14 protein-coding genes are annotated in these 14,715 nt (G+C 39.7%); all 14 read left to right on the forward strand.

Going from position 1 to position 14,715, the window contains the following annotated elements:
* Positions 1 to 102 precede the first annotated feature (102 nt).
* Positions 103 to 1,119 (forward strand): ketol-acid reductoisomerase, encoded by a 1,017-nt coding sequence (gene ilvC, locus AC4CU2_RS02550; RefSeq protein WP_004983494.1) that lies wholly within the window; start codon positions 103 to 105, stop codon positions 1,117 to 1,119.
* Positions 1,120 to 2,291: 1,172 nt separating this feature from the next.
* A complete protein-coding gene (locus tag AC4CU2_RS02555; RefSeq protein WP_078388507.1) occupies positions 2,292 to 2,804 on the forward strand; it encodes a hypothetical protein in 513 nt (170 codons plus the stop codon).
* 72 nt (positions 2,805 to 2,876) lie between these two features.
* The gene (locus AC4CU2_RS02560; protein WP_126035290.1) at positions 2,877 to 3,581 is read left to right on the forward strand and encodes a fimbrial biogenesis chaperone; all 705 of its coding nucleotides are present in this window, start codon (positions 2,877 to 2,879) and stop codon (positions 3,579 to 3,581) included.
* Positions 3,582 to 3,601: 20 nt separating this feature from the next.
* Positions 3,602 to 5,905 carry a fimbria/pilus outer membrane usher protein gene (locus tag AC4CU2_RS02565; protein ID WP_348924116.1) on the forward strand — a complete coding sequence of 768 codons (2,304 nt, stop codon included), beginning with the start codon at positions 3,602 to 3,604 and terminating at the stop codon, positions 5,903 to 5,905.
* Between the two features lie 13 nt (positions 5,906 to 5,918).
* A complete protein-coding gene (locus AC4CU2_RS02570) occupies positions 5,919 to 6,335 on the forward strand; it encodes a hypothetical protein (RefSeq protein WP_004983505.1) in 417 nt (138 codons plus the stop codon).
* 140 nt (positions 6,336 to 6,475) lie between these two features.
* Positions 6,476 to 7,756: a glycosyltransferase family 4 protein gene (locus AC4CU2_RS02575; RefSeq protein ID WP_490768228.1), complete on the forward strand. Its 1,281-nt coding sequence runs from the start codon at positions 6,476 to 6,478 to the stop codon at positions 7,754 to 7,756.
* Positions 7,757 to 7,948: 192 nt separating this feature from the next.
* The gene (locus AC4CU2_RS02580; protein WP_004697666.1) at positions 7,949 to 8,500 is read left to right on the forward strand and encodes a phosphatase PAP2 family protein; all 552 of its coding nucleotides are present in this window, start codon (positions 7,949 to 7,951) and stop codon (positions 8,498 to 8,500) included.
* A 90-nt stretch (positions 8,501 to 8,590) separates the two neighbouring features.
* Positions 8,591 to 8,791, forward strand: a complete 201-nt coding sequence (gene iscX, locus AC4CU2_RS02585) for a Fe-S cluster assembly protein IscX (RefSeq protein WP_004697668.1) — start codon at positions 8,591 to 8,593, stop codon at positions 8,789 to 8,791.
* Positions 8,792 to 8,901: 110 nt separating this feature from the next.
* Positions 8,902 to 9,333 (forward strand): nucleoside-diphosphate kinase, encoded by a 432-nt coding sequence (gene ndk / locus AC4CU2_RS02590; RefSeq protein WP_004983508.1) that lies wholly within the window; start codon positions 8,902 to 8,904, stop codon positions 9,331 to 9,333.
* A 122-nt stretch (positions 9,334 to 9,455) separates the two neighbouring features.
* Positions 9,456 to 10,691, forward strand: a complete 1,236-nt coding sequence (rlmN, locus tag AC4CU2_RS02595; RefSeq protein ID WP_004697671.1) for a dual-specificity RNA methyltransferase RlmN — start codon at positions 9,456 to 9,458, stop codon at positions 10,689 to 10,691.
* A 16-nt stretch (positions 10,692 to 10,707) separates the two neighbouring features.
* On the forward strand, positions 10,708 to 11,508 hold the full coding sequence (gene pilW, locus AC4CU2_RS02600; protein WP_004983514.1) for a type IV pilus biogenesis/stability protein PilW: 801 nt from the start codon (positions 10,708 to 10,710) through the stop codon (positions 11,506 to 11,508).
* Positions 11,499 to 12,275: a helix-turn-helix domain-containing protein gene (locus tag AC4CU2_RS02605; RefSeq protein ID WP_151836404.1), complete on the forward strand. Its 777-nt coding sequence runs from the start codon at positions 11,499 to 11,501 to the stop codon at positions 12,273 to 12,275. Before pilW ends, AC4CU2_RS02605 begins: the two co-directional genes overlap by 10 nt.
* Positions 12,276 to 12,293: 18 nt before the next feature.
* Positions 12,294 to 13,409: a flavodoxin-dependent (E)-4-hydroxy-3-methylbut-2-enyl-diphosphate synthase gene (gene ispG, locus AC4CU2_RS02610; RefSeq protein WP_004697677.1), complete on the forward strand. Its 1,116-nt coding sequence runs from the start codon at positions 12,294 to 12,296 to the stop codon at positions 13,407 to 13,409.
* Positions 13,406 to 14,701 (forward strand): histidine--tRNA ligase, encoded by a 1,296-nt coding sequence (gene hisS / locus AC4CU2_RS02615; RefSeq protein WP_004983518.1) that lies wholly within the window; start codon positions 13,406 to 13,408, stop codon positions 14,699 to 14,701. Before ispG ends, hisS begins: the two co-directional genes overlap by 4 nt.
* The last annotated feature ends 14 nt before the right edge of the window (positions 14,702 to 14,715 follow it).

Here is a 14,715-nt window from a genome sequence, read left to right on the forward strand (position 1 = left end):
ATTAACACGATTCAACCTCCTTTTGAGAAAGAGGAGGATTTCATCAAACAATAAACCCCTTGATGGAATTACAGAATACCAAGCATTTTAGCGGAGACAGCAATGCAAATTTTTTACGATAAAGACTGCGACTTATCTATCATCCAATCTAAGAAAGTAGCGATCATTGGTTACGGTTCACAAGGTCACGCACACGCGCTTAACCTTAAAGATTCTGGTGTAGACGTAACTGTAGGTCTACGTGCTGGTTCTACTTCTTGGAAAAAAGCTGAAAATTCAGGTCTTAAAGTTGCTGAAGTTCCTGCTGCTGTAGCACAAGCTGACGTAGTCATGATCTTGACTCCAGATGAGTTCCAATCACAACTTTATCGTGATGTGATTGAGCCAAACATTAAAGAAGGTGCAACATTAGCATTTGCCCATGGTTTCTCTGTTCTTTATAACCAAGTTGTTCCACGTGCAGACCTTGATGTAATCATGGTTGCACCAAAAGCACCAGGTCATACAGTACGTTCTGAATACCAACGTGGTTCGGGTGTTCCTGACTTAATCGCGATTCATCAAGATGCGTCTGGTAATGCACGTAACCTAGCACTTTCTTATGCTTCTGGTGTAGGTGGTGGTCGTACAGGTATTATCGAGACTTCATTCCGTGAAGAAACTGAAACTGACTTATTTGGTGAGCAAGCAGTTCTTTGTGGTGGTGCAGTAGAACTTGTGAAAATGGGCTTCGAAACTTTGGTAGAAGCAGGTTATGCACCTGAAATGGCTTACTTCGAATGCTTACACGAACTTAAGCTAATCGTTGACTTGATGTTTGAAGGCGGTATCGCGGACATGAACTATTCAGTGTCAAACAACGCTGAATATGGCGAATATGTAACTGGCGTTGAAGTAATCAACGAACAGTCTCGTGAAGCGATGCGCAATGCACTTAAACGTATCCAATCTGGTGAATACGCGAAGATGTTCATTAACGAAGGTGCGTTGAACTACCCATCAATGACTGCTCGTCGTCGTCAAAACGCAGCGCATGGTATTGAAGTAACAGGTGGTAAACTTCGTGCAATGATGCCGTGGATTCAAGCCAACAAAATCGTTGATAAAGAGAAGAACTAATTTCTCGAATCAATTGATTTGAATGCGAAGACCCACTCTATTTGAGTGGGTTTTTTCTATTTTTATTGTTACGTGCCTCAAAAAGATGAAAGCAGTGCTTTCATCTTTTTCGTACTTTTGATTCAAGTAAACAAGATCTTCGATAAAGAAAAGAACTAAGGTTACGTTACGTGCCTTTAAAAATGGGAAAGCAATGCTTTCCCATTTTTTTCGTACCTTGGATTCAAGCAAACAAGATTGTAGATAAAGAAAAGAACTAAGTTTCTTATCTAGCTAATTTTAAGTAATAAAACCCTGCTTTGGCAGGGTTTTTTATTAATCTACTACTAATTTGTTATGTAGGGCAAAGTTATTGACTAAAAAGCTGTGAGTACAAATGGGATGCTGATATGGATATTGCTACACAGCTATAAGTTGATCTTACCCGTGTTCAAAATCGTTATATGGAATCAACGAGAATTCCATTTCAGTGCTAGATATATGGGCAGCATATATTGTCAAAAAACTATTGGATTAATAACGTATCTATGAGCTTTATTGCAATAAATGCAACTCTCAAAAAGTGTACTTATGCTTACGTTTGGGTTTTTAGTGTGAGTTTTTGATTTCTAAAATAGTAGGTCATGTAAATTTAAGGCTTGATTATGTGATTTTAGTCATGTTATTCAATCCCTAAAACTGGGTAAATAGCATGTGAATAAACTTTGGATTTTAGCAAGATGATCGACCTGAATTGAAAAATTAGTAGAAATGTAAAGTAAAAAAAAGATGAAAAATGGATTTTTTAGCGGGTTAAGAAATTATTCACCCAAATATGTAATTAAATGTAAATTTGAAATGTTAAAAATTTCTAAGATAAAACAGAGATCTACTTAAAATATAAAAAACACTAAAATTGTGCATCACTGAAAGTGGTGTAACTATTTTCAGGGATTTATTAAATTAATTAATAAATAAAATGACAATAAAAACAATATATTAATTTTACTTTGTTGAGATTTTAAAGTTGGGTCTCTATTTGAGTGAAAAAGGCTGCATAGATGGTTTTTTATACAGAACAACTAGAATAAAAACACGCTTAAGAAAAGCTTGGTAGCCAAACAAGGTCCAGTTTAATTAAGGGTGATCATAACAATTAATCAGTTTTAAAAGAAAAATCTCGGAGAGTCGCTATGAATAAATTACTACAAGCATCGCTAGTTGCAACGCTAATGAGTGCAGGTTCTACAGCCCTTTATGCAGAGGATGATACAGCATCACGCCCTAGTTATAACTGGGGGAACTGTACTTCTCTAGGTTGTGAAAAAGATATTCCTATTAAATTAGAAATCCCTAAAAAATGTGAAGTGCTTGGCGGTAGTGCCATTACGCTGAATAAAAATGGTGGAACACAAAGTTCAAATTACACTGTACGTAGTAATACGCACTATACACTTAACATTCAAACAGCCAACACAGGTACAAGTGCAAGTACTTATGTTAAACATGAGGACGATGGCAGTGTTCGTGTACCAACAACAATTGTTACAAATAAAACAGGTGGCGGTGTAATTCCATTCGGTAATTCAAATCATAATGGTCTAGCTGACGATCAATATTCTGTTTCGGTAACTAATGCAGCAGTTGGTGCATTCCAACGTGCGGGTACATATACTGATACTTATCGTATCAAAGTCTATTACTAATTTTTTACTAAACCTAACTTGATCACAGCATCAGGTTAGGTTTTTTTATAAATTATAATAAGGCGGTGTAACATGAAAAAAATAATAGCGATTTTGGTGTCTTCGATGTTTTATATGTCGGTATCAAATGCTGGTGTTTCAGTTGATCCAGTCCAAATGTATATTCAAAATCCAACAAAACAAAGAACCACAACACTTACCTTAGAATCTAAAGATGAAACTGAGAAGAGAATTTTTGAAGTAAAAGCATTTAAGTGGACGCAAAAAGAAAATGGCGAAAACGTACTGGAGCCTGATAACTCCTTAATTATTAATCCTAAAAACTTTATTTTGCAGCCGAATGGTAAACAGACTATTCGTGTGGGCTTTAACCGTCCCATTGAGTCTATTTTAAGTGGACAGCAAGAAGGTACATGGCGTGTGATGGTTGATGAGATTCCGCAGGCAGTGAAAGAGTCATCTGTGAATTTTCTTGTAAGTTTTAACTTACCACTCTTTGTTGGAAAGCAAGAAGATGTTAAGCTCAAATTTAATGTAGAAAATAATAAACTCGTTGTTAAAAATAACGCGAATTCCCATATTCAAATTGCAAATTTGAAGATTGTCGATGCTAATAAAAAAGAAGTTTTTAAAACGGAGACTATGAGTTATTTGCTTGCAAATAAAAGCACGTCCTATGATTTAAACAATACACGAATATCAAATCCTAAAAATTATTATGTTCAATTGTTTACTGATAAGAACGATAAAATGGTGGAACTCAAATTCTCGGATTAGTCTGAGGTGGGGAGTTTATGATGAATACGAAAATAAGAATACTTATCGTTATTCATATTTTTTTTGCACTAAATGTGAATGCCAGTGAAGCTGTGCTGGAAGAAAATATTGCAAATTTATGGATTAATGATTTAGATCATCATACGGATGTTGCCTTATTAAAAGAAGGCGATCAATACTATATTGAATGTAATATACTGGCAGAACGTCAAATTACAACGAGCCAATTAAAAACGCTCTCCTCTCGGCCAGAGTTTTGTTCAGTGTCATCAGGAGTAATTCAGTCAGCGTTTGATGACTCATCACAATCCATTAAATTGACTATTCCTACAGACTCTTTTGAATCTGATTTTAATAACTTAAATGGAAGTGTTATTCCAGAAAAAGCCAGTTTTGGTGGTTTCATAAATTATGATTTTCTTTATGCAACTAGTAATTCTAATAACTCATATAGTGGACTTATGGAGCTAGGGGTTTTCAAAGATTATTGGATCATGAAAAACTCGATGTTGTATCAGAATACCCCCACTGATGAGCGGGTGGTTCGCCTAAGTAGTAGTGTCGATTTTGAATTTCCTAAACATATGACCCGCTTAACGATAGGGGATACTACAACTACATATAACCCTTTGATTAATTCTTTACGTTTTGCAGGTTTAAATTGGGGGACGAATTACACTGAAAGACCAAATTTTGTGTACTGGAATATGCCAAGTTTACAAGGGAGTGCACGCGTTCCTTCTACTGTTGATTTATATATAAATGGCGTAAATATTTATAATCAAAAGGTGAGCCCTGGTGATTATAACTTACTGATGGGGGCACAAATCCAACAAGCAGGTAATGCGCAAATTGTAGTTGAGGATGTACTCGGGAATCGAAGTGTACAAAGCTTTCCTATTATGGTGACCAATAGACTATTACGATCTGGTTTGAATGAATATAGTGTTGCAGCAGGTAAACTTCGTTACAACTATAATTTGGATAGCAGTGATTATAGGGACTTCTTTGTGAATACTTATTTTCGCAGAGGTATGTCAAACTCAACTACGTTAGGAAGCAATTTATCTTACAGTAAAGATATACAAAATATAGGGTTCATGTGGACACAAGCGATTAGTAATATTTTTGTTCTCGATAGTGTTGTTCTTGCTTCTCATGATGATGAAAACCAATTTAATTATTCCTATGGGTTATCCGCAAGTAAAGACTTTGGTCGATTTTCAATGGGGGCGAGTTCAAAATATACAGAAAAAGATTTTAAATTTTTAGGAGATGAGTTAGGTGCCAATTCTAACTATCCGAAGTTTGAAAATCTTGCATATTTTGGTATGAGTAATGTGCCCTATTTACATAATCTAAATATTAACTATGCAGAACAAAAATACTATGAAAATCCTGAGTTTCCTAATAGTAACCAAAAGGTAATAAATGTTGGGTTTAATCGGAATTTTGGTCGTCGAATTTCATTTGGTTTAAGCTATTTCAACTCTTTTGGTGACAGGAAAGACTCAGGCGGCATTCTTTCACTTAGCTACAGTTTTGATAATAAGTCCGTTTACTTTAGTCAATCAGCTGACCAAAATACAAATCTCCAGTTGGTGAAATATGATTCCAATCAAGTCGGTTTCGATTATTCTCTTGGCGTAAACCGTCGTAGTGAAGATACGATGTTTAACTTTAATGGTGTTGTTAAAACAGATGTAGGAGATTTAGATTTCTATCATGTGCAGGGTCGTGAAGATCGTGAATCACAGTTAAATTATCGAGGAGCAGTTGTTTGGTTGGGTAATAAAATCAGTTTTACTAAAATGGTTGATAACGCATTTACTCTAGTCAAAGTAGGGGATTATCAAGATATTGATATTTTAAGATCGCTGACCTATGTTGATAAAACCAATAAAAAGGGGTATGCCTTTATTCATGATGTTATTCCTTATGTTAAATACGACATTGCATTTGATCAAAATCAACTACCTATCGAAGATAAAATACAGTATTCAAGCAAACAATTAACAGCTTTAAATCAACGCGGTTATATCATCAATTTCCCAGTATTCCATGCGAAACAAGTCACTGTTAAACCAGTAGACAGTAACAATCGGTCTTTTGCTGCTGGTTCGGAGCTTTATATTGATAATAATGGTGAAGGAGAGGTTTATCCGATTTCTACCGATGGTAGCGTAACGCTTTATGGTTTGATTCCGGGAATATATAAGATACAAATTAAAACTAAAGAAGCACGCAGTTGTTCTGCAGAACTTACAATTACAGATACTAAGAATGATGACAACTCATCAGTACTGGATCTTCAGTGTAAATAAATGGAGTAGAGCCATGAAACTGAACATTATTATACTGCTGTTTTGTGTGGCGGCTACCCCAATAGCTTATGCAAAACAGTGTCAAATTGAGCGTTTAACTTCAAGCCAGTTGAATCTAAGTTCATCGTATCTTAGTCAAGCTGCAACTTCTTTCTCAGTGGCTTGTGATAGTAATTACGCGATTAAATTCAATTCGCGTAATTTAACTAATGCAACAGGGAGTAGTTATTTAGTCAATGAGAAAAACTATAAATTGAGAACTCAAATGAATATTTCAGGAGCAAGTGCATCACGTTGGAATAGCCCTATTGCTCAACCAGCAACTGAGCAAAATAAGTTTGTAGTCTTGGTGCAATTGATGGAGCGCCCAACTGCCTTAACCCCAGCAGGTGTGTATAAAGATAGCTTGTATATTAATTTGATGTTTTAAATTTTAGGTCTTTAAACTATTAATATGTAAAAAGATACCTACTAATCATAGGTATCTTTTTATTTGATTGCATTCATTATCATAAAACTGTCAAATAGTTTGCCTAAACTTGGAGGAAAATAAGAAAAGTTTGGAATAGTATGATCGGTTCAATGACAACAAAATTATTCAAACAGCACAATTTCCCAGAACCTCAGCGGTTTTATCTCAAGCAACAACATCAGCATAATATTCAGCAAGAACTCTCTATCCTTCAAGAAACACTAAAACCCAAGTTAAAAATAACCATCGTGACGGAAACATGGTCACCAGAAATCAATGGTGTTGCGAACTCTTTATTACAACTGTGTAAAGGTTTGCAAAGACTGGGGCATCGTATTCAGCTCATCCGCCCAATACAAAAAACCATATGTACCGACTTTCAGGCAGAACATGAGTGTTTGGTCTGGGCAAAAAGCATTCCTAAATATGCCGACATGCAATTTGGTATGCCACAGTATGTTAAAGTCAGCAAAGCGATTGAACGCTTCGCGCCAGATGTGGTCCATATTGTGACGGAAGGTCCTCTAGGGCTGACCGCACTGTATGCTGCTCAAGCGCATCAGATTCCAGTATCAAGTGGATTTCATTCAACTTTTCATGACTTTAGTCGCTTCTTTGATTTGGCTTTACTGGTTAAACCGATTGAAAGTTATCTTCGCTGGTTTCATAACCATACGGTACTCACCTGTGTGCCGAGTCAAACGACGTTAAATCAACTCCAGGCCTTTGGTGTGACTTGTCCTTTGGTTGAGGTTGGACGAGGAGTCGATACAACTCGCTTCCATCCAGAGTATCGCTCAGAACAATTGCGTCAGCGTTGGCAAGCAGATGCCAATACTTCTGTGTTGCTATATGTGGGACGTTTATCTCCGGAAAAAGAAGTCGATGTGCTCATTCAAAGTTATTTGAATATCAAGAAGCAGCAATCACGCAAGTTGAAAATGGTGATTGTGGGAGATGGGCCAGATCGCAAGCGCTTAACTGAGATGGCAAATGGCTCAGATGTTATTTTTACGGGAAGCTTAACAGGGCAGTCACTCGCTCAAGTCTACGCCAGTGCAGATGCTTTTGTTTTTGCTAGTCAAATAGAGACTTTTGGTAATGTGGTACTCGAAGCCATGGCTAGTGGCTTACCTGTGGTGGCCTATAACTATGCCAGTCCGCAGCGTTATATCAAGCAAGGTATAACAGGGTGGTTGAGTCCTTTTGGACAAGTGGCACACTTTATGCAAACTATTATTCAGTTGCCAGAGCAAAAGGTGCTTAGATGTATGGGAACACAAGCGCGTCAAGACATTGAAAGTGTGGGCTGGCAGTATCCTGTGAAACAGTTTGAGCAAGCCTTATATCACGTGGCCAATATTAAGGCAGCACCTTAACCAATAGCTGTATTAAAAGCGTTAGTGATAAAGACGAGTTGGGTAATTTTGATGGGTTTTAACTTAAATCATCAAACTGTCAAAAACACCCTTTAATATGAGCTTAACGAGAAGCGATTTTGATGAATTAAATCGTCATATAACAATGATTTTCCAGCTGAACTTTCAACATTGTTGTTAAGGAGAAGTGGTATGAATCTTAAAACTGCAAAAATAAGAATATTAGATTTAGATTTAAAAGGTTGTGTCTATCTCAATCATTTTTCCCATTCGCATGCTGTAGCCAATTTTTTTAAGCGGATCAGTCGATTGGGGGATGGCATCTTTTGGTACACCATGTTGGCTTTAACTTGGTTGTTGCAAGGATTGGTCTACAGTTTGCAAATCGTGTATTTGGTGCTTGGTTCATTGTGCGGGACTTTAATTTATAAAGTCCTAAAAATTAAAACCATTCGCCCAAGACCCTATCAAGTGCATCAGGTGATTCGAATGGGTGAGCGACCGCTTGACCATTTTAGTTTTCCTTCAGGTCATACTTTACATGCGGTGATGGTCAGTACGTTATTGGGCTTCGTACAGCCAATTTTATTGGTGCTTATGTTGCCTTTTACTGTTCTGGTTGCTGCATCACGCATGATTTTAGGGCTGCATTATCCAAGTGATGTGTTGGTCGGAGCGGCTATAGGTGCAGTCGTAGCCGTCGCTTTAATTTGTAGTGCACCATTTTTAAATATTGTGTTGTAAAAAAGCCCAATTTTATCTCAAACAAACTAGCGCTTAAATTTCAGAGTTTGCTACAGTACAGCATCTTCTACATTGTGATGAGACTCCACCATGGGCTTACGTTGGTCAGACACTATTGATATTGCTATTGAGTTGTATGAAGCTCATCCAGATGTCGATCCGCAGTGGATTCGCTTTACAGACTTACATGCTTGGGTGTGTGCCTTACCAGACTTTAGTGATGATCCGACCAAGTCGACTGAAGGTTTGCTTGAAGCAATTCAAATGGCATGGATTGACGAAGCGCGATAATCCTTGTATCGAAAAAAGCAACTTTTTACAGAGTAAAAGCAGAAAATTGTGCATTATGTCGGTATAATGCGCCAAAATTTTCATGTCTACATTGACTTAAGGAGCCAATCATGGCTATTGAACGTACTTTATCTATCGTAAAACCAGACGCAGTTGCTAAAAACCACATCGGTGACATTTTTGCTCGTTTTGAAAAAGCTGGTCTTCAAATCGTTGCAACTAAAATGAAACACTTGACTCAAACTGAAGCTGAAGGTTTCTACGCAGAGCACAAAGAACGTGGTTTCTTTGCTGACCTAGTTGCGTTCATGACTTCTGGTCCAGTTGTTGTTTCAGTTCTTGAAGGCGAAAACGCAGTTCTTGCTCACCGCGAAATTCTTGGCGCAACTAACCCTAAAGAAGCTGCTCCAGGCACTATCCGCGCTGACTTCGCTGTAAGCATCGACGAAAATGCTGCTCACGGTTCTGACTCTGTAGCATCTGCTGATCGTGAAGTTAACTACTTCTTCGCTCAAACTGAGATTGCTCCACGTACTCGTTAATTCGAAGTATTCAAACCAGATAAGTGTTATTATACTTATCTGGTTTTTTTATTCCCTGAATAAATTTCTGCTCGTTTATTGAGCTTCTCCTTTCATCGTTAGACATGGTTTAGGTAATACACATGAGTACTGAAGTGGTCGCTGTCTCTACAGTTTCGGCTGAACAGCAACAATCTCCATCCGCTCCTGCACAGCAAAACTCTGTTGCGAAAGTGAACTTACTTGGCATGTCACGTCCGCAGCTTGAAAAATTCTTCGAAGATATGGGAGAAAAAAAGTTTCGTGCAGGACAGGTGATGAAATGGATTCACCAGTTTTTTGTGACTGATTTTGCTGAGATGACCAATATCTCAGGTAAATTGCGTGAAAAACTTGAAAAGCTCTGTGAAATTAAAGCGCCAGAAGTGGTGCATAAAAACTATTCTAAAGATGGTACGCGTAAGTGGGTCTTTCGTGTCGGTGAGGGCGAAGGTTCTTTGGTTGAAACCGTATTGATTCCTGCTGAACATCGCAGTGGTTTACGCCGTACTTTATGTATTTCATCTCAAGTAGGCTGTGCACTGGATTGTTCATTCTGTTCAACCGGTAAACAAGGCTTTCAGCGCGACTTAAACCCAGATGAGATTATTGGTCAGTTATGGGTCGCAAACTATTCTTATATGGAAGATGTGCCTGTAGCTGAGCGTGAGCGCTCGGTGACCAACGTCGTAATGATGGGGATGGGCGAGCCATTACTGAACTATGATGCCGTATTGAGCTCAATGCGTATTATGCTAGACGATTTTGCTTATGGTATGTCTAAGCGCCGTGTGACCTTGTCAACTTCAGGTGTAGTGCCGAAAATTGATCAATTGGCACAAGATATTGATGTTGCATTGGCAATCTCCCTACACGCACCAAATGACGAACTGCGAAATGAATTGGTTCCAATCAATAAAAAATATCCATTGGCACAGCTGATTGCAGCATGTCAGCGTTATATCGCTAAAGACGGTAATGAAAGTGCGCGTAAGCATGTCACGATTGAATATGTGATGTTGGATGGGGTGAATGATCATCCTGAGCATGCACAGCAGATGATTAAACTGTTGAAGAATTTACCAAGTAAAATTAATTTAATTCCGTTTAATCCATTTCCACATGCGCCTTATGGTCGTTCAAGTCGCAACCGCATTATTTCTTTCCAAAAAACTTTGTCTGACGCCGGATTTGTGTGTACGATTCGTCAAACGCGTGGTGATGATATTGATGCTGCCTGCGGACAATTGGTCGGTCAAGTGGCCGATCGAACACGTCGTGCTGAGCAGTGGAAAAAGAAAGTAGCAGAGAAAAACGAGATTCTACGTTCACAAGGATAATATAAGGGGATGCCAATTGAAAAAACCCGTTTCTAAACTTTGCCTTGCGCTGACACTGGGTGTGTCAGTGTGGTACTTGGTGGGTTGCCAAACCGTGAATACGAAAGGTGATCCAAGTAAAGCGGTACAAGTTAGAACGCAGTTGGCGGCTGAATATATTAAGTCGAATGATTACGATGCTGCGAAACGTACATTGGATCAAGCATTAGACATCGACTCTCGTGATGCATCTGCAAATATGATGATGGGCGTGTTGTTACAGCGTGAAGGCAGTCCACAAAATGTGGAAAAGGCAGAGCGTTATTTTAAGCATGCAATTGCGGCTGAGCCAAAAAATGCACAGGCTCGTAACAACTACGGTACGTATTTATATCAAATTGGGCGTTATAATGACGCGATTGATCAACTTCAAGTTGCAGGTTCAACTTTAGGGTATGATCAACGTTATCGAGCATTGGAAAATTTAGGTCGTGCGTATCTACAAGTAGGTCGAGTGGCGGAAGCAGAAGCAGCTTTTAAACAAGCCCTACAGGTAAACTCAGGTGCCTATCTTGCCATGATCGAAATGGCGGAAATTTCATATTTACGTCAGCAAAATGCTGAAGCTACGCAATACTATGAACAGTTTGTGCGAGCGGTGGGCGAGAAAAACTTAGATGCGCGTGCGCTTTGGATTGGGATCCGAATTGCGCGAGCAAATCATGACACGATGGGTTCGCAAGTACTGGTCAACCAGTTACGTGCATTGTATCCAGACAGTCAAGAATACAAACGTTATTTGCAATTACAGTACACTACTGAGGCCGTATGGAAGTAAATCCTAATTCACCACAATCGAATGGTTCTAGCAATGCTTTAGGAAATATCCAACGTCCGGGTGATTATCTTCGTCAAATTCGTATTACACAAAAACGTGAATTAAGCGACGTTGCCAAAGAGTTGAATATTCCACTCAAGACTTTAACTGCACTTGAGCAGGACGAATATACAGCACTTCCAGAAGCAACCTTCATTAAGGGTTACTATCGTACTTATGCGAAGTTCCTAAAAGTGGATGCTACTACGATTATTCAGCGTTTTGATGACATCTATGCCAATGATACGGGGCTATTGCCAAATCACGCATTGAATAATTCACCGATTAAAATCATGGGTAAATTACCCGGCTCTAACCGTGATCGTAACCGTAAATGGTTGAAACGTGGACTGATTGCGATTGTTGTAATTGCGATTTTGGCAGCGTTGTTCGGCATGATCCAGAATTGGTCAGGCAGTACAGATGAGACTACGACTCCGCAGACAGAATCTGATGTACAAATCATCAATATGAATGGGGCTGCTGCAACCACAGGGGATCAGTTGAAGCTTGAGTTCAATCGTCCTACGTCTGTACATATTGTCGATTCAACTGGCAAAGTACTGGCAACAGGGCGTCAAGCCTCTACACTTGAGCTTGCTGGCGAGACACCTTTTCAAATTCGTATCGATGATGCCGCTGCTGTGTCACTCAGCTTAAATAATGAAAGTATTTCATTGTCACCATATACCGTCGGTGGAAAAGCAGATTTCCGCTTGTCACGTTAATGGGATCAAGGAAAAGCAATGATTGTAAATCCAATTAAACGCAAGCCTACTCGCAAGATTCGTGTAGGTTCAGTCTATGTCGGTGGTGATGCACCCATCAGCATTCAAAGTATGACCAATACTGAAACTTGTGATGTGGAAGCAACGCTAGCGCAAATTCAGCGCTGTGCAGATGTAGGTGCGGACATCATGCGTGTTTCTGTACCGACGATGGAAGCTGCAGAGGCTTTTGGTGAAATTCGTAAGCGTTCATCAGTGCCGTTGGTTGCAGATATTCATTTTGATTACAAGATTGCACTGCGTGTTGCGGACTTGGGGGCGGACTGTTTACGGATTAATCCCGGAAATATTGGCTCTGAAGCAAAAATTCGTGAAGTGGTGGCTGCAGCGCGTCATAACGATATTTCTATGCGTATTGGGGTGAATGCAGGTTCACTGGAAAAAGATATTCAAAAGAAATATGGTGAGCCAACTGGTCAGGCATTGCTTGAGTCGGCGATGCGCCATATTGATATTCTAGACCGTTTAGATTTCCACGAATTCAAAGTCTCAGTGAAAGCATCCAATGTGTTTTTAACCATGGATGCTTATCGCCTACTTTCACAGCAAATTGATAATCCGTTACATCTGGGTGTGACAGAAGCTGGGATTTACCGTACAGGTTCAGTGAAGTCTGCGATTGCATTGGGCGGTTTGTTGTTGGATGGCATTGGTGACACCATGCGTATTTCCTTGGCAGCGGAACCTGAAGAAGAGATTAAGATTGGTTTTGATATTTTAAAATCACTAAGTCTTCGCTCAAATGGCATTAACTTCATTGCTTGTCCAAGCTGTTCACGTCAAGAGTTTAACGTGATTTCAGTGATGCAAGCCTTAGAAGAGCGTTTAGAAGATATTCGTACCCCAATGGATGTGTCGGTGATTGGGTGTAAAGTGAATGGTCCGGGTGAAGCCAAAGAAGCCGATATTGGTGTAGTTGGTGCAAGTCCACGCTCACTGGTGTATCGTAATGGTGAAAAGAGCCATTTAATTGACACAAATCAGTTGGTTGACGAAATCGAAACGATGGTTCGTCAGCGTGTTTCAGAGCTTGAAGAAGCTAAATCTAAAGAGATCATCCGTAGTTCATCATGAGTTCAATTGTCGCAATCAAAGGTTTTAATGACATTCTTCCTACGCAAACACCAGCGTGGAGACGTCTTGAACAGCATCTCGCATCATTGATGGATGCATATGGCTACCAGCAAATTCGTTTGCCTATTGTTGAGCAAACCAATTTGTTCAAACGTTCGATTGGTGATGCAACGGATATCGTTGAAAAAGAAATGTACACCTTCTTGGACAAAGGTAATCCGCCTGAGTCTTTGACTTTGCGTCCTGAAGGAACGGCAGGCTGTGTACGTGCCATGCTGGAGCATAACTTGCTTCGCGGTGCGACGCCTCGTGTTTGGTATATCGGGCCGATGTTCCGTTATGAAAAGCCGCAAAAGGGTCGTTATCGTCAGTTCCACCAATTTGGCGTGGAAACCTTTGGTGTGGCAACCCCAGATATGGATGCTGAGCTGATTTTGATGACAGCACGTCTGTGGAAACGCATGGGTGTGGCAGATAAAGTTCAACTTGAGTTGAATACTTTGGGTGAGTCTGATGAGCGTGCAGCTTATCGTGCGGCATTGGTGGAGTTCTTAGAATCACATAAAAATGATTTGGATGAAGATTCACAGCGTCGTTTAACCACCAACCCACTACGTATCCTTGACTCTAAAGATGCAAAAACCCAAGCCATTTTAGAAAATGCGCCGAAGTTGCATGACTTTATGGGGGAAGAGACGCTACAGCACTTTGCAACTTTGCAGCAGTATTTAACTGATGCAGGTGTGAGCTTCGTGATTAACCAAAAACTGGTGCGTGGCTTAGATTATTACAATAAAACTGTATTTGAGTGGACCACCACGCATTTGGGATCACAAGGTACAGTCTGTGCGGGCGGTCGTTACGATGGCTTAGTGGGTCAGCTTAAAGGCAAGGCCGATCAGTCTGTACCTGCAGTTGGCTTTGCGATGGGCATGGAGCGTCTGTTGTTATTGCTTGAGCAAGTCGAAGACGCTACACCTATACGTGACTGCGAAATGTTTTTATTGGCAGATCCCGCTTCTCAAGGCAAAGCTTTGGTCCTTGCAGAACAAATTCGTAACCAGTTAGATGCTGCATCAAGCACGCTTCGTTTGAAAGTTGGATCACATGGTTCAATGAAGTCGCAAATGAAAAAAGCGGATCAGTCTGGCGCATTGTTTGCCCTCATTTTGGGTGAGCGCGAGGTGGAAGCTGCTCAGTTTGCCGTAAAAGAGTTGGCGACAGCTGAACAAACTTTGGTTGCGGTGGATGACATCGTGCCATTTATGATTGAAAAATTTTCTTCAAAATAAGCGAAAATATAAGG

This window comes from Acinetobacter sp. 797_lipA (assembly GCF_058243025.1).

Coding starts and splice junctions, on each gene's coding strand:
- ispG (WP_004697677.1), top strand. CDS start 12,294: ATGATTGTAAATCCAATTAAACGCAAGCCTACTCGCAAGATTCGTGTA.
- ilvC (WP_004983494.1), top strand. CDS start 103: ATGCAAATTTTTTACGATAAAGACTGCGACTTATCTATCATCCAATCT.
- rlmN (WP_004697671.1), top strand. CDS start 9,456: ATGAGTACTGAAGTGGTCGCTGTCTCTACAGTTTCGGCTGAACAGCAA.
- iscX (WP_004697668.1), top strand. CDS start 8,591: ATGGGCTTACGTTGGTCAGACACTATTGATATTGCTATTGAGTTGTAT.
- AC4CU2_RS02560 (WP_126035290.1), top strand. CDS start 2,877: ATGAAAAAAATAATAGCGATTTTGGTGTCTTCGATGTTTTATATGTCG.
- AC4CU2_RS02565 (WP_348924116.1), top strand. CDS start 3,602: ATGAATACGAAAATAAGAATACTTATCGTTATTCATATTTTTTTTGCA.
- AC4CU2_RS02555 (WP_078388507.1), top strand. CDS start 2,292: ATGAATAAATTACTACAAGCATCGCTAGTTGCAACGCTAATGAGTGCA.
- ndk (WP_004983508.1), top strand. CDS start 8,902: ATGGCTATTGAACGTACTTTATCTATCGTAAAACCAGACGCAGTTGCT.
- AC4CU2_RS02570 (WP_004983505.1), top strand. CDS start 5,919: ATGAAACTGAACATTATTATACTGCTGTTTTGTGTGGCGGCTACCCCA.
- AC4CU2_RS02605 (WP_151836404.1), top strand. CDS start 11,499: ATGGAAGTAAATCCTAATTCACCACAATCGAATGGTTCTAGCAATGCT.
- hisS (WP_004983518.1), top strand. CDS start 13,406: ATGAGTTCAATTGTCGCAATCAAAGGTTTTAATGACATTCTTCCTACG.
- AC4CU2_RS02580 (WP_004697666.1), top strand. CDS start 7,949: ATGAATCTTAAAACTGCAAAAATAAGAATATTAGATTTAGATTTAAAA.
- AC4CU2_RS02575 (WP_490768228.1), top strand. CDS start 6,476: ATGATCGGTTCAATGACAACAAAATTATTCAAACAGCACAATTTCCCA.